The organism is Nocardia sp. alder85J (genome assembly GCF_020176955.2).
Lineage (GTDB): Bacteria > Actinomycetota > Actinomycetes > Mycobacteriales > Mycobacteriaceae > Nocardia.
In genome coordinates, this window is sequence record NZ_JAIUCZ020000016.1 from 1 (window position 1) to 14111 (window position 14111).

15 protein-coding genes are annotated in these 14111 nt (G+C 71.8%); 6 read left to right on the forward strand and 9 right to left on the reverse strand.

The window, feature by feature from the left end; genetic code table 11:
• Window positions 1-350 (forward strand): MspA family porin (locus LBW94_RS40450; RefSeq protein WP_266273307.1); only part of this gene is annotated, 350 nt, incomplete at its 5' end.
• Between the two features lie 9 nt (window positions 351-359).
• Here the strand turns inward: LBW94_RS40450 and LBW94_RS40455 are convergent.
• Complete coding sequence (locus tag LBW94_RS40455; protein ID WP_225060347.1) at window positions 360-1073, reverse strand: SanA/YdcF family protein; 714 nt, start codon at window positions 1071-1073, stop codon at window positions 360-362.
• 103 nt (window positions 1074-1176) lie between these two features.
• Here LBW94_RS40455 and LBW94_RS40460 point away from each other — a divergent pair, with 103 nt between their 5' ends.
• A complete protein-coding gene (locus LBW94_RS40460; RefSeq protein WP_225060348.1) occupies window positions 1177-3138 on the forward strand; it encodes an Eco57I restriction-modification methylase domain-containing protein in 1962 nt (653 codons plus the stop codon).
• A 119-nt stretch (window positions 3139-3257) separates the two neighbouring features.
• Here LBW94_RS40460 and LBW94_RS40465 read toward each other — a convergent pair whose 3' ends face one another.
• The 4 genes from LBW94_RS40465 to LBW94_RS40480 all read right to left on the reverse strand — a co-directional run bounded on the left by LBW94_RS40465 (window position 3258) and on the right by LBW94_RS40480 (window position 6470).
• Window positions 3258-3902, reverse strand: coding sequence for a TetR/AcrR family transcriptional regulator (locus LBW94_RS40465; protein WP_225060349.1), 645 nt, complete (start codon window positions 3900-3902; stop codon window positions 3258-3260).
• A gap of 116 nt (window positions 3903-4018) precedes the next feature.
• Window positions 4019-4213, reverse strand: coding sequence for a hypothetical protein (locus tag LBW94_RS40470; protein ID WP_225060350.1), 195 nt, complete (start codon window positions 4211-4213; stop codon window positions 4019-4021).
• A gap of 152 nt (window positions 4214-4365) precedes the next feature.
• A complete protein-coding gene (locus LBW94_RS40475; RefSeq protein WP_225060351.1) occupies window positions 4366-4881 on the reverse strand; it encodes a gamma carbonic anhydrase family protein in 516 nt (171 codons plus the stop codon).
• A gap of 38 nt (window positions 4882-4919) precedes the next feature.
• On the reverse strand, window positions 4920-6470 hold the full coding sequence (locus LBW94_RS40480) for an AMP-binding protein (RefSeq protein WP_225060352.1): 1551 nt from the start codon (window positions 6468-6470) through the stop codon (window positions 4920-4922).
• Between the two features lie 137 nt (window positions 6471-6607).
• On the opposite strand from LBW94_RS40480, the gene LBW94_RS40485 reads away from it, so the two are divergent.
• Window positions 6608-7609: a GAF domain-containing protein gene (locus LBW94_RS40485; RefSeq protein WP_225060353.1), complete on the forward strand. Its 1002-nt coding sequence runs from the start codon at window positions 6608-6610 to the stop codon at window positions 7607-7609.
• A gap of 121 nt (window positions 7610-7730) precedes the next feature.
• Window positions 7731-8633, forward strand: coding sequence for an RNA polymerase sigma factor SigJ (gene sigJ / locus LBW94_RS40490; protein WP_225060394.1), 903 nt, complete (start codon window positions 7731-7733; stop codon window positions 8631-8633).
• Window positions 8634-8649: 16 nt separating this feature from the next.
• On the opposite strand, the gene ald is transcribed toward sigJ, so the two are convergent.
• Both ald and LBW94_RS40500 read right to left on the reverse strand, forming a co-directional pair.
• Window positions 8650-9774 (reverse strand): alanine dehydrogenase, encoded by a 1125-nt coding sequence (gene ald / locus LBW94_RS40495; RefSeq protein WP_225060354.1) that lies wholly within the window; start codon window positions 9772-9774, stop codon window positions 8650-8652.
• An 86-nt stretch (window positions 9775-9860) separates the two neighbouring features.
• The gene (locus tag LBW94_RS40500; protein ID WP_225060355.1) at window positions 9861-10622 is read right to left on the reverse strand and encodes an MBL fold metallo-hydrolase; all 762 of its coding nucleotides are present in this window, start codon (window positions 10620-10622) and stop codon (window positions 9861-9863) included.
• 71 nt (window positions 10623-10693) lie between these two features.
• Here LBW94_RS40500 and LBW94_RS40505 point away from each other — a divergent pair, with 71 nt between their 5' ends.
• Complete coding sequence (locus tag LBW94_RS40505; protein WP_225060356.1) at window positions 10694-11662, forward strand: GlxA family transcriptional regulator; 969 nt, start codon at window positions 10694-10696, stop codon at window positions 11660-11662.
• Between the two features lie 125 nt (window positions 11663-11787).
• Here the strand turns inward: LBW94_RS40505 and LBW94_RS40510 are convergent, their stop codons facing one another.
• A complete protein-coding gene (locus LBW94_RS40510; protein WP_225060357.1) occupies window positions 11788-12732 on the reverse strand; it encodes a permease prefix domain 1-containing protein in 945 nt (314 codons plus the stop codon).
• Entirely contained in the window at window positions 12713-13078 is a 366-nt protein-coding gene (locus tag LBW94_RS40515; RefSeq protein WP_225060358.1) for a PadR family transcriptional regulator, read from the reverse strand. The genes LBW94_RS40510 and LBW94_RS40515 overlap by 20 nt, the downstream gene beginning before the upstream one ends.
• 95 nt (window positions 13079-13173) lie before the next feature.
• On the opposite strand from LBW94_RS40515, the gene LBW94_RS40520 reads away from it, so the two are divergent.
• Window positions 13174-14103, forward strand: coding sequence for a cobalamin biosynthesis protein (locus LBW94_RS40520; RefSeq protein ID WP_225060395.1), 930 nt, complete (start codon window positions 13174-13176; stop codon window positions 14101-14103).
• Window positions 14104-14111 lie beyond the last annotated feature (8 nt).

Consider the following 14111-nt stretch of genomic DNA (forward strand, 5'->3'; position numbering starts at 1 on the left):
CCGGGGGCGGCGCCGGCGGCAGTGGCGGGGGTGGCTACGGCGGTGGCGGCGGTGGCGGCCTGTCCGTCGGCGCCGGCGACCTCGGTGTGGGTGTCGACAGCAACGGCCTCTCGCCGTACGCGGACCCGAACATGTCGCTGCATCTGAAGCCGGGCTCGGTCACCACCAAGCAGGTGCAGACCTACTCCTTCACCGGCACCGACGGCATCACCCAATACGTGGATCACGCGATCTCGATCGACGGCTGCGCCGGCGCGGCGGAGGCGCGGGCCTACACGACGGTGACCATCCACGACAACGTCATGGACGGTTCGCAGACGTTGTGGGGTCAGCCGTTCAGCATCGGCTGACCACCGGACTCATCCACCGTTCGCGGCGACCGCGTCGCGAACGGTGGTCTCCTGGTCGCCGAGGATCGGATCGGGTTTCCGGACGATCGAGTACACCGCCTTGGTGGCGGCCAGCTGGTCGCGCAGCCAGATCCGGCGGTAGGTGAGGTCGTGCGGCTGGCTGCGATCGGCCACGGCGGTGGTGTCGATGCCGACCGCCCGGCACAGTGCGACCGTGCGCGGCACGCTGAAGTCCTGGGTGAGCACGACGGCCTTGCGGACCCCGAAGATGCGATACGCGCGGGCGCAGGAGTCGTAGGTGTCGAATCCGGCGTAGTCCACCGCGAGTTCCGCCGCGGGGACGCCCTTGCTCATCAGGTACCGGCGCATGGCATTCGGCTCGTCGTAGGACCAGTGCCCGTGATCGCCGCTGAGCAGCAACGCTTTCACCTTGCCGGTCTCCAGCAGGGTGCGGCCGAGTTCCAGCCGCGCGGCCAGATAGGGCGAGGGGGTGCCGTCGCTGTAGACCTCGGCGCCGAGCACCAGGCCCACATCGGCCGGCGGCACGTCCGCCGCGCTGTACTCCCGCCCCGCCGCCCGGGACCGGATCCAGCCGTCCGCGCCCAGCACCACCGCCGCGAGCAGGACGACCAGTACCGTCAGTCCGATCGCGACACGCCGGATGACAGGTCGCCGTACCCATGTCGTGACCAGGGATCTCGCCCCCGAAACCTTCGAGCCCACCTGTGCAGTCTGCCCGAAATCTCGCGAGCGCGCGTGTGACGCCGCTGTGAACGTGATGGTGTTCCTGCGCCGGATATGGGTGTTGTGCGAGCACAATGCGGATATGGATGGCTGGGGTGGGCCAGCGGTCGACCGGCGAGCGGGCAGGGAGCTCGGCGGCGCCGGTGCGCGCAAGCGGCACGGGCGGCACTACACCCCGGACCGGCTGGCCCGGTTCCTGGCCGACCGGCTGCTGGCGCATCTGACCCCGGACGGCCCGCTGCGGATCCTGGACCCGGCCTGCGGTGACGGCGAACTACTGCTGGCGGTGCGAGACGCTGCGGCGCAACGGTTTCCGGGCCTGCCGGTGCAGGCCACCGGATACGATCTGGACCCGGCGGCGGTGCGGGTGGCGCGCGAGCGCGCCGCAGCCCTGGACGCGCACTGGCAGGTCGGCGATTTCCTCCGCGCGGCAGCGGAATTGGCGCCGGACCGGTTCGACGTGGTGATCACCAACCCGCCGTACGTGCGGACCCAGCAACTCGGCGCGCAGACGGCGCGGTTGCTGCGCAGTCGTTTCGGGCTGTCCGGCCGCATCGACCTCACCCATCCCTTCGTCGCCAGCGTGCCGCGGCTGCTGCGGCCCGGCGGGGTACTCGGATTGCTGTGCGCCAACCGGTTTCTCACCACCAAGGCGGGCGCCAACCTGCGAGCGCTGCTGTGCGGCGAGCTGATCCCGGTGGAGCTCTACGACCTCGGCGACACCAAACTGTTCGACGCCGCCGTCCTGCCCGCCGTCACCATCGCCGTCCGTCCGCCCCCGTCCCTCACCCGCGCCGAAACCTGCCGCTACGTCGCCGCGTACGAGAGCGCGCCACCGAGGCCGGGTGCTGCGGAATCGGTGTCGTGCGAATCGAGTTCCGGTGGACCCGGCTCCGATCGTGCGCCGGATTCCGCCGAGAGCCTCGGCCGGATCGAAACCTCGCATGGTGGAATGCCTTTCGATGCCGCGGGGAACTCTGCCGCAGAGTCGACGCCCGATGCCGGCCGGCCGGTGGATGCGCTGCCCGGGGCACCGGAGACCGACGACCTGTTCGCGGCGTTGCGGGCCGAGCAGGACACTGTGATCCGGCACGCGGGGCGGGTCATCGCGATCACGGTCGGCACTCTGGATTGCGGTGGTGCGGGATCGGCGGCGGCGGCCCGGGATTCGGCGGCGGCGGGCGCACCGGTGCCGCGTCGACGCGGCGGGGTCGGCACCGAGGGCCCGCCGTGGCGGATGTCGCAGCCGGAGACGGATGCCTGGCTGCGGCGGGTGGGGGCGGGGACCTGGCGGAGTTTCGGTGAGCTGGCGCGGATCCGGGTGGGGATCAAGACGACCGCGGATCGGGTGTTCATCTCCGATCGCTGGCACGAGTGGCAGCCGGAGCCGGAGGCCGAGTTGCTGTTCGACCTGCTCACCCATCACGATCTGACCCCGTGGCGGATCACCCGCAGCCGCCCGACCCGGGTGCTCTATCCCTACGATGTCGGCCGGACCCGGCGCACCACCGTCGATCTTGCCGAATATCCCTGTGCCGCCGCATATCTGGACGCACACAAGCAGGTGCTGGCCGCGCGGGACTACGTGGTGGGCGGCGGCCGGGAGTGGTTCGAGATCTGGGTGCCGCAGCGGCCGCACCTGTGGCGGCTGCCGAAGTTGGTGTTCCCGGACATCAGTGTGGCGCCGCGGTTCGCGCTCGACCGCAGCGGCGCGATCGTCAACGGTGACTGCTACTGGATCTCGCTGCCCGACCTCGGCGGTCCGGACGCCGGGACCGACCGGCTGGCGTATCTGCTGATGGGCGTGGCCAATTCGGCGCTGGGACTGCGATTCTACGACGCGGTCTGCGGCAATCGGCTGTACTCCGGGCGGCGGCGCTGGATCACCCAGTACGTCGGGCGGCTGCCGGTGCCGGATCCGTTCACCCCGGCCGCCGAGGCGCTGACCGGGCTGGTCCGCGATCTCGTCGACGGCGCCGATCCGGATCCGCAACTGCTCGACGAATTGGTCGCGGCGGCCTTCGCGGTGCCCGGCCCGCGGTGATCGCCGGGCCGCCGGAAACCGGTGTGCGGCCGGTCGAGTCGCGGCTCCCGGGACATCGCGCTCAGGCGGAGCGCGCGCGGGACACGGCGCTCAGGCGACGCGCGCGCGGCACACGGCGCTCAGGCGACGCGCACGCCGACCATGGGAAGCAGGGTGCGGCGGGCGAATTCGCGGGCGGCGGATTCGTCGCGCAGCGGGATCAGGCCGTCGGGGGTCAGCATCAGCGATTGCGCGAGCCGGGCCAGCACCTCCGCGACCAGGTCGGCGTCGAACCGCAGCGAGCTGTCGGCCTGTTGCAGGCCGCGCAGTTTGCCCGCCAGATAGAGACGGCCGACCTCGAGCACCGGGCCGCCGTCGACGGTCAGCCGCGGCAGGATCAGCTCCGGCTCGGTGCGCAGTAGTCGTTGCAGCAGTTCGTTGCGGGCCAGCAGGGTGGTGAACGAGGCGAAGATCTCCACCAACTGGTCCACGCTCGACACCTCGGATCCGCCCTGGGCGCCGGTGATCCTGGCGGCGCGCTCCTCGATGGCGGCCACGAAGCGCTGCGCCTCCCGCACCCCGACCGCCTCGACCAGATCGTTCTTGGACTCGAAACGCCGATACAGGGTGGCGGGGCTGATGCCGGCGCGCCGTGCGATCTCGCCCATGCTGGTGCGCTTGATCCCGAAGTCGAGGAATGCCGACAGCGCGCTCTCCAGCAGCTGTTCGCCATCGGCCCGTGGCTTCTCCAGAATGCGAGCCAGGATGGGTGGAACGGTCGGCATCGAGTCTCCAAGTCGAATTCGGTCCGCGCGGGGCAGTGCCCGGTGCGGAAGCGTGTCGATGATTATCTCATCGGCTCGCGACCGGTCCGGGGGACGAGTGCCCGGTGCGGTGCGGATCAGGGCTGGGCGGCGACGTTCAGATCGAACGCGACCATCTCCCGCTCGATCGCGTTGGCCGCGAAGTCGATGCCCCGCGCACGCAATTCGTGGACCCGGCACCGCAGCGCCTCGATGCCGCCGGGCTGCGCCGCGATGTCGGCGACGCTGATCCGCCCGGCGGGCCGGTGCATACCGGACTGCTCGTACGCCACCGTGGATACCTCCTGCTCACCCGCACACGCACCCGGACACCGCGCGGGCTCGTATCGCGCGTGCGCCGAACCGGAATTATCGACGCTGTACCGGGCACGTTGGCGAAAATGTTAACAAAATGTATCCTGCCCGCCGTGTGATGTGGGCTCTCTCACACCACCTCGGCCCCGCGGTGCACGCCGATGTTGTGCAGGTAGACAGCCGCATTGAGTTTGATGCGATCGATCTCGGCGGGGCCCAGTTCCCGGCGCACCTTGCCGGGCACCCCGGCCACCAGCGAGCCGGGCGGGATCTGCGCACCCTCCGGGATCAGCGCGTTGGCGGCGATCAGGCTGCCGGTGCCGATCACGGCGCCGTTGAGCACCGTCGCCCCCATGCCGATCAGCACGTCGTCCTCGATCGTGCAGCCGTGCAGGATCGCGTTGTGCCCCACCGACACCCCGGCGCCGATGACGAGGGGGAAGCCGGGGTCGGCGTGCAGGGCACAGCCGTCCTGGATGTTCGTGCGGGCGCCGATCGTGATGGCCTCCACGTCGGCCCGGACCACCGCGCCGTACCAGATGCCGACCTCGGCAGCCAGCCGCACCCGGCCGATCACGGTCGAGTTCGGCGCCAGCCACGCCGTCTCGTCGACCTCCGGCGCGAATTCACCCAATCTGATCCTCATGCGCCGACCCTAACCGGGCCCGGATCCGGCGCGGACGGTCACCCGGCGGTGCCGTCCGGGGCGGGCACGTACTCCGCGCGCAACAGATGTTTGCGCAGTTTGCCGGCGTCGTCGCGCGGGAGACCGTCGGTGATCCGAATCGTGGTGGGATGCTTGAACTTCGCCAGTTCCCCGTGCAGCGCGGCGGTCACGGCCTCGGCGGTGAGCGTGGCGCCGGGGCGCGGGACGATGTGCGCGGCAACGGCTTCGCCGAGATCACCGTCGGGGATGCCGAACACCGCGACGTCCTCGACGCCGGGAATCGCCATGACGGCGTGCTCGATCTCGGCCGGGTAGATGTTCACCCCGCCGCGGATGACGATCTCCGCGGATCGGCCGGTGAGATAGAGGTATCCGGATTCGTCCAGATAACCGGTGTCGCCGACGGACAACAGCCCCGGCACCGGACCCGCGGGCGCCTCGGCGCGGCCGAGGTAGTGGAAGCCGGGCCAGTAGTCGGCGCCGCGCACGTACACGTCGCCGATCTCACCCGGCGGCAGCGGCCGTCCGTCGGCGGCGGCGACCAGCACCGCCGAGCCGTCGGCGGGCCGGCCCACGCTGCCCGGATGGTCGAGCCATTCGTCGGCGCCGATCCAGGTGATCGTGCCCGCCTCGGTGCAGCCGTAGAACTCGCGCAGGGCGGTCCCGAACCACGCGATGGCCGCGCGCTTGACCGCGGGCGGGCACGGCGCCGACGAATGGATCAGATGGGTCAGGCTGGACACGTCGTAGTCCGCGCGGACCGCCGCGGGCAGCGACAGCAGCCGCGACAGCATGGTCGGCACGACCTTCGCCTGGGTGATCCGATCCCGCTGCACGTGCTCGAGGAACCGCCGCGGGTCGAACCGCGGCATGATGGTGATCGAGGCGCCGATCCGCAGCGCCAGCACCGCAACCACATTCGGGCTGGTGTGGTAGAGCGGCCCGGCCACCAGCACCTCGGCGTGCGGGGTGAGGCCCATCCGGGTCGCGGTCGCGCCCGCGACGGCCAGCAACTGCTCGGCGGTCAGCCGCTCGCGGACAACGCCTTTCGGACGCCCGGTGGTGCCGGAGGTGTAGATCAGGCCCATCGAGTCGGCGATCGCGCCCTCGACGGGTCCGAGCGGTTCGGGATGGGCGGCGATCAGATCCGCGAGCAGCCGGTGGCGGCCGGTCGGCCGGGCGAGTGCGGCGTCCAGGCCGGCCTCGGCGAGCAGTTCCGGCGGCATCGCGGCCTCCACCAGTTCGGCTGTGCCGCCCGCGATGTCGAGCGCGCGCTCGACGATGCCGACGAATTCGGTGTGCACGACGATCATTCGCGGACGGCTGTCGGCGAGGACGTGCGCCACCTCCGGGGCCTGCCATCCGGTGTTGATCGGCACCGGATTGGCGCCGACCGCCGCGACCGCCAGCGACACCTCCAGGAACTCGATGTCGTTGCGCAGCAGCACCGCCACCCGGACGCCGCGCTCGGCGCCGGTGGCCGCCAGCGCCGCGGCCAGCCGTCCCGCCCGCACGTGCATCTCGTGCTGCTGCCGAATCCTGGTGCCGCACCGCACAACCGCGCTCATGCAGGGCAGTCTGCCACGGCATCGTGCGCGGATGCCGCCGGGGCGCGGGACAATTCCCGCGGGTGGTGCGCGCCGTGATCTACACTCGCAGCCGGACGCTCGGGGGCTCCGGAGAGCGGTCGCGGGAGGGAAATGTTGTGTGGTACTTGATCGATGCCGCGCGACCAGACCGTGTCGTCCGGCACATCCCCGGTGAGGGAACGGCGCGGGAGCGTTCGCTGCACCGTGCCGTCCGCCCGGGTTTCCTCACCGCACTGGCCGAGATCGCCATCGCCGAGGCGATGGATTCGGCCGCGGTCCGCATCCGGCGGGCGCTCATCCGCGGGCAGCGCTTCGAGGTGGTCGCGGTGCCGGTGGCCGGTCATGACGGCGTGGTGGCCGCCGTGCGGCTGTGGGTCGGCGCGAACGGAGCGCCGCGCGACGAGCCGCCGCCGATGGACACGTTCGTCTGGCAGGGCCGGCAGTGGACGTTGTGGAGCAGCGGCGCCGGTGGCGCGATGCTGCCCGCCGGACATCCGCTGCTGCACGGCGCCTGGTTCCTGTCGCGGGTGCTGGAGTGCGAGGGCCGGGACCGGTTGATCGCGGCCGCACTGGAACCCGAGCCGGGCACCGCCTGGGAGGGGCCGATGCGGGTGCTGACCGCGGGCCACGGCATCGCCCGGGTGTACGGCTATTTCCGGTACCACGCTCCCGATCGGCTGCGCGGCCTGCTGCTCCAGATGCACACCGAACCCGAGGTGCTGCCGGCTCACCACCACGACACCACCGCGACCCTGCTCGGCGGTACCACCGCACTGATCGACCTGCGCACCATGCAGATCATCGAATGGCTGACCCCGCCGCTGCCCGGCATCGCCTGGCGGCACCATCCGGCCTCCGCCCCGGTCGCGCCGCCGGACCTGCCGGAGTACAACCTGCTGACCACGCAGATCGTCCACCCGGACGATCTGCGGCTCTATCTGCGGGAGGTGGCCGAGCTGGCCGACGGCCGGCGGGAATCCGGCCACGCGGTGGTGCGGTTGCTGACCACCGACCGCGACTGGCTGCCGGTCGAGTTGTATGCCGTACGGCATCCCGAAGGTCCCGGACGGTTCCTGACCTGCCTCATCCAGCCCGTGGGGGATGTGCTGCGCCCCTGATCCGCACCGCCTGTCACAGTCACCGTCGCGGCGTCGTCATCATGGTGACAGGATCCGCCCGGCCTCGGGCGGATCGACCGCGGGAGAGGACGTGGCCGTGACCGAGCCGGTATCGGGCGACATGGACCAGGCGGACCTGGCGCGCCGCTTCGAGGAACAACGTCCCTACCTGCGCCGGCTGGCCTACAGCACGCTCGGCAGCCTCAGCGACGCCGACGACGTGGTGCAGGAGGCCTGGCTGCGGTTGCAGCGCTGGCACGACAGCGCGACCGGCCCGGACCGGATCGACAATCTGCGGGCCTGGCTGAGCACCGTCACCGGCCGCCTGGCGCTGGATCAGCTCGGGTCCGCCCGCGCGCGCCGCGAACAGTACGTCGGCGAGTGGCTGCCGGAGCCGGAGGTGACCGTCCAGAACGACCCGGCCGACCGGATCACCCAGGACGAGCGGGTGACGACCGCGCTGCTGCTGGTGCTGGAGTCGCTGTCACCGGCCGAGCGCACCGCGTTCGTGTTGCAGGACGTGTTCGGCATGTCCGGCCCGGAGGTGGCCGAGGTGGTGGGCCGCACCCCGGCCGCGGTGCGGCAGTTGGCCTCCCGGGCCCGCAGGCACGTGGAGGCGGGCACGCCGCGGTTCCCGGTCAGCCGCGACGAACAGGAACAGGTGGTGTCCGCGTTCGCGCTGGCCTGGCGGTCCGGCGATCTGTCCGCGCTGCTGAACGTGCTGGACGAGAACGTCGTACTGACCGCCGACGGGGGCGGCAAGGTGCCCGCGATCCGGCGGCCGGTCAGCGGCGCCGAGTTGGTCGCGAAGATGTTCTTCGGCTGGTACCGGGCAGGGGCGAACGCCTCGGGCCGCAGCGTGCTGGTCAACGGCCGGCCCGGCCTGGTGGTGTTCGACGGTTCCCACCTCGGGGTGATGTCGTTCACCGTCGACGACGGCCGGGTGACCGCGATCCAGATCGTGCGCAATCCCGATAAATTGCGCGAGCTGCCCGAACCGTGGCAGCCGGACTGGTTCCTGTGACCGCCGGCCGCGCGGCTCAGCCGACCACCGCGTCCAGTCCGTCGAGACTGCCCGCGACCAGTGCGTGGGCGGCGGCCACCTCGGTCGAGAGCAGTTGTCCCGCAGTCGCGGTCAGGCCGCGGGCCAGACCCGGATCGGTCCGGCAGGCCGCCCGCCAGCCGCGGTCGGCGATGGAGCGCACATACGGCAGCGTGGCGTTGGTGAGCGCCACCGTCGCGGTGTGCGGCACCGCGCCGGGCATGTTGGCCACGCAGTAGAACAGCGAATCCGCCACGCGGAAGGTGGGATTCGCGTGCGTGGTCGGCACCGAACTCTGGAAGCAGCCGCCCTGGTCGATGGCGATGTCGACCAGGACCGAGCCGGGCCGCATCCGCGCCACCAGGGTGTCGGGCACCAGCTGCGGCGCCCGCGCGCCCGGGACCAGCACCGAGCCGATCACCAGATCCGCTGCCGGAACAGCCCTTTCGACCTCGGCGGCATTGGAGCCGATGGTGACGACCCGGCCGCCGAAGCGCGCGTCGAGCTCGCGCAGCCTGGGCAGGCTGGTGTCCAGCACGGTGACCCGCGCGCCCATCCCGGCCGCCACCGCCGCGGCGTTCGAGCCGGCGACGCCGCCACCGATCACCACGACATCGGCCGGGCGCACCCCCGGCACGCCGCCGAGCAGGACACCCGCCCCGCCGTTGGGCGCCATCAGGTGATACGCGCCGACCTGGGCACTCAGCTTGCCGGCCACCTCGCTCATCGGCGCCAGCAGCGGCAGCGCGCCGTCGGGTCCGCGCACCGTCTCGTAGGCGATCGCGGTGATGCCGGCGGCCAGGACGGCCTCGGTGCAGGCCCGGGAGGCGGCCAGATGCAGGTAGGTGAACAGCACCTGGTCCGGCCGCATCCGCGAATACTCCGGCGCGATGGGTTCTTTCACCTTCAGGATCAGGTCGGCCAGCTGCCATACCTCGTCGGCGGTGGCCACGATGCGCGCCCCGGCGGCCGGATAGTCGGCGTCGGTGAAGCCCGACCCGGCGCCGGCGCCGGTCTCGACGACCACCTCGTGCCCGTGCCGGGCGAGTTCCCCGGCGCCGGCCGGGGTCAGCGCCACCCGGGCCTCCTGCTCCTTGATCTCCCGCGGAACGCCGATTCTCATGCCGCCATCGTGGCCCAGAACCAGGCCGGTTACCACGACCTGTGCGGCGATTCACCCTGTTCGCGGGTGTGATTCGGGCGATCCGCTCAGATCGTCAGCGGTACGCCCGCGATGGGGATCCGCAGCTGTCCGGCGCGGCCGCCGTAGCCGAAGGTGAGCTCGAGATGACCGACGGTCTCGGTGAAATGTGCCCAGCCCTCGGCGTGTACCGGCACGATCACGGTGTCGTCGCCGAGTTCCGCGGCGGCCTCCAGCGCCGTCCGGGCGTTGAGGGTGACGTCGGTGTCGCCGAAGCGGCCGACATTGGCGGCGCCGACGTGCAGCACCGCGACATCGATGCGCCCGATCCGCGCGACGATGTCCCGCACGTACGCCACCGACGCGTTGTCGCCGGAGACGTACACGGTGGGCAGCCCGTCGGCGTGCAGCACGAATCCGATGACGGTGCCGGAGAATTCCTCCGCGCCCTCGGGGCCGTGCAGCGCCGGGACCGCGGTGACGGTCACCTCGCCGAATCGGACGGTCTCCCAATCCTTCAGTCCCCGAACACCTTCGATCCGCTGCGCGGCCTCGGGCGTGGACAGGGTGGGGGCGGTGAGGAATTCGCGTCCGGTGATGTCCAGGTTGTCGGCGTGCTGATCGTGCGACAGCAGCACCACATCCACCGGTCCCACCTGTGCGGCCGGGATCGCCGGCGGGGTCAGCTTGTGCAGTGTGATCGGGCCCGGATAGTCGCGCGGCGCGTCGAAGGTGGGGTCGGTGAGCCAGGTCAGGCCGCCGTAGCGGAGGCGGACGGTGGGGCCGCCGACGTGCAGCAGTTCGAGCGAGCCGGTGGAGGTATCGGTCATGACCACGATGGTCGTCCGGCGGCGGGCCGACCGGAAGTGGCCCGAAGTCCGCTGATCGATACAATCGGGCCATGACCTCCGATCGTCGGCACGAAGTGGCGGTGCTCGCCTTCGAGGGCATCAGCCCGTTCCACTTGTCGGTGCCGGGCCTGGTGTTCGGAGGCATCGGCACCAGCGCCCGCCCGGCCGCCCGCTACCGGTTGCGCACCTGTGCCGAACGTCCCGGAATACTCTGCACACCAGGTGATTTCGACCTCGCGGTGCGGCACGGGCCGGAGGTGATGGATACCGCCGACACGGTGGTGATCCCCAGCTGGCTGCCGGGGGCCGAGCTGTCCGGGCCGATTCGCGACGCCCTGTGCCGGGCGCACGAGCGCGGGGCCCGCCTGGTCGGACTGTGCCTGGGCGCCTGGGCGATCGCCGCGACCGGGCTGGCCGACGGCCGGGAGATCACCACCCACTGGTCCGCCGCCGCCGACCTGGCCCGCGCCCACCCGGCGGTCCGGGTCCGCGCCGACCGGCTGTGGACCGACCTCGGCGACGTGGTGACCTCCGCCGGGGTGGCCGCGGCCCTGGACTGCTGCCTGCATCTGGTGCGGGCCGACCACGGCAGCCGGGTCGCCGCCGACCTGGCCCGCACCCTGGTGCTGGCCCCGCACCGCGGTGGCTCGCAGGCGCAGTACATCCCGATCGCGGTCCCCGACGACGCCGACGACGATCCGATCGAACTGGCGATGGTGTGGGCCCGCACCCGTCTCGGCGACCGGGTCGATCTCGACAGCTGGGCGCGGGTGGCGCTGATGTCGCGGCGCACCTTCACCCGGCATTTCCGCGCCCGCACGGGATCCAGCCCGCAGCAGTGGCTGTTGCACCAGCGCCTCGACCAGGCTCGCCTGCTGCTGGAATCCACCGACGACACCATGGATCGGATCGCCACCGACTGCGGCCTGGGCACCGCCGTCAACCTCCGCCACCACTTCCACCGCACCCTGGGCCTCGCCCCGGCTGACCACCGCCGCCTTTTCCGCACCGGCGCCTGAGTTCTGCGCCTGTGCCCGAACGACTTTCGCAAGTCGCGCGGCCGGTCCCGGCATCGCGCTGCGCCGCCACCCGGGCCGAGTCGACGGTCCTGTTCGTACGCCGGACATCCGGCGGCACCTGCGTGTCAGTCCTCGGGGCGCCAGACGCCGATCAGGTAGCGGGCGGTGAGCAGGGCGAGCATCAGGATCGCCAGCCACGCTATCCAACTGCCTTGTGCGGTGAGCACACTCGGTTCGTGAGCGACGGCCGGGTCGATGACGCGGGCCTGCCAGCACAACCGGCCCAGCGGGATCGCCGCGGCGAGAGCGAATGCCGAGCCCAGCACTGCGGCGAGTCGAGTTCGCTTGGGCTGAAACAGATTCGCGGTCTCCAGGAGCACCGCGGCGACGAGCAGGCACAGGAAGTAGGGGATCCAGCCGTGCCACAGTTGCGGATTCAGGATCGGCGCGGTGCCGCCGCCGGGGGTATGGACCGGGAAGAGGCGCTGGGCGAACAGGGCGAGTACCAGGAGCGCGGCCTGTGCCACCCGGCCGATCAGTTCGGCGCGACTGTTCCAGCGCGGAATCTCGGTGTCGGCCAGCCGATCCGGTGTCCACGGTGCATCGTCCTCGGCGCCACCGGCCGCGGCGCGGGTGTGTTCGCCCAGGACGAACAGGGCGGTGAGGATCACCAGCAGGTACATCGCCACGGTCACGGTGATGCCCAGTGGGCGAAGGAAAGTCATCCACAGGTCGTGGTTCCGGGCGTGCTGGACCAGCACCAGCGTGACGTAGAGGATCGGCAGTACGGTCGCGCAGGTGCCGCGGGTGGCCTGGACATAGCTCGGATAGCTGTCCGGGCCGATCAGCGCTCGGGCGGCGTAGGTGTAGCGGGCGGCCATCCGGATCGGGTCGCCGAGTTCGCGCAGTGCGGCGTATTCGGCCCGGGCCGCGGACTCGCCGCCGGCCAGCCGGGCGTCGATGTCGTCGGCGATCGCCGAGCGTAGCTCGCGCTCGGTGTCGCGGCGGCGCTGCCGGGGAATGTGTGCGACCGCGACGTGGACGTAGCGGTCAGTCAGGGTGTGGGTCACGATTGTCGTCCTCCCGATCGACATCCAGAGTCGTGAGCGCCCGGTCGACGGCCCGCCACTCGCGCAGCAGCGCCGCGGCCAGGGCCGAGCCCCGGTCGCTGGTCCGGTAGAACTTGCGCGGCCGGGCCTGGCTGGTGTCCCACTCGCTGGTCAGCAGGCCCTGGCTCTCCAGGCGCCGCAACAGCGGGTACAGGGTGTTGCCGGTGACCGGAATGCCCGCCCGCTCCAGGGATTCCAGCAGGACGTAGCCGTAGCCGGGTTCGCGGAGGGCGAGCAGGCTGGCGAGCACCACCGAGCCTCGCCGTAGTTCCTGCCGGTGGGCATCCAGCAGTTCGGATTCGCTCACCCTCGACACTATAGTGTGTGTAACACATTATCGTAAGAGGCATCGGACGAAATGCCCGGTGAGCGGTGCGTTACTGTCGCCCGGTGCGAACGGGGATGGTGACGGCGGCCGGTGTAGGGCTCGGGTTCCTGCTGGATCGGGCGCTGGGCGATCCGCGGCGGGGGCATCCGGTGGCCGGATTCGGCACGGTCGCGGCGCGGTTGGAGCCGCTGGTGTATCGGGATCGGCGGGCCGCGGGCGTGGTCTACGAAGTCCTGCTGGCCGGGGGTGCGGTGGCCCTCGGCGCCGCGGCGCGGCGGCGGTGCCGGTCCGCGGGCGGCGGTGTGCTGGTGACGGCGCTGGCGACCTGGACCGCGCTCGGCGGCACCACCCTCGCGCGGACCGGCCGGGAGATGGCCGACCGGCTCGAGGCGGGGGATGTGGCGGCCGCGCGGGCATTGCTGCCGTCGCTGTGCGGGCGCGACCCCGAACTGCTCGACGCCGACGGGCTGGCGCGGGCCGCCCTCGAATCCATCGCCGAGAACACCTCGGATGCCACGGTCGCGCCGCTGTTCTGGGGCGCGGTCGCGGGCGTACCGGGCCTGCTGGGCTACCGCGCGATCAACACCCTCGACGCCATGGTCGGCTACCGCAACGAGCGCTACCTCCGATTCGGCTGGGCGGCAGCGCGTCTCGACGATCTGGCCAACCTGGCTCCGGCGCGGCTGGCCGGGGCGCTGACGGTGGCGCTGGCCCCGCTGGCCGGTGGCCGCCGGGCCGACGCCCTGCGGGCCTGGTGGCGGGACGCCGGGCGGCATCCCAGCCCGAACGCGGGGGTCGCGGAGGCGAGTACGGCCGGGGCGCTGGGGGTGCGGCTGGGCGGGCGCACCGAATATCGGCACGGCGTCGAGATGCGCCCCACCCTCGGCGACGGTCCCGCGCCCGGGGTCGGCGATCTGCGCCGGGCGGTGCGGCTGTCCGAGGCCGTGCAGTTCGCCGCCGCCGCCACGGCCGTGCTGCTGGCCGCCGTGCGCCGCCGCCGATAGCCGGAAGT

Bases quoted from the DNA above. Each gene is read 5' to 3' on its own strand.
- LBW94_RS40460 (WP_225060348.1), top strand. From the start codon at position 1,177: ATGGATGGCTGGGGTGGGCCAGCGGTCGACCGGCGAGCGGGCAGGGAG.
- LBW94_RS40465 (WP_225060349.1), bottom strand. From the start codon at position 3,902: ATGCCGACCGTTCCACCCATCCTGGCTCGCATTCTGGAGAAGCCACGG.
- LBW94_RS40475 (WP_225060351.1), bottom strand. From the start codon at position 4,881: ATGAGGATCAGATTGGGTGAATTCGCGCCGGAGGTCGACGAGACGGCG.
- LBW94_RS40480 (WP_225060352.1), bottom strand. From the start codon at position 6,470: ATGAGCGCGGTTGTGCGGTGCGGCACCAGGATTCGGCAGCAGCACGAG.
- sigJ (WP_225060394.1), top strand. From the start codon at position 7,731: ATGGACCAGGCGGACCTGGCGCGCCGCTTCGAGGAACAACGTCCCTAC.
- ald (WP_225060354.1), bottom strand. From the start codon at position 9,774: ATGAGAATCGGCGTTCCGCGGGAGATCAAGGAGCAGGAGGCCCGGGTG.
- LBW94_RS40500 (WP_225060355.1), bottom strand. From the start codon at position 10,622: ATGACCGATACCTCCACCGGCTCGCTCGAACTGCTGCACGTCGGCGGC.
- LBW94_RS40505 (WP_225060356.1), top strand. From the start codon at position 10,694: ATGACCTCCGATCGTCGGCACGAAGTGGCGGTGCTCGCCTTCGAGGGC.
- LBW94_RS40520 (WP_225060395.1), top strand. From the start codon at position 13,174: ATGGTGACGGCGGCCGGTGTAGGGCTCGGGTTCCTGCTGGATCGGGCG.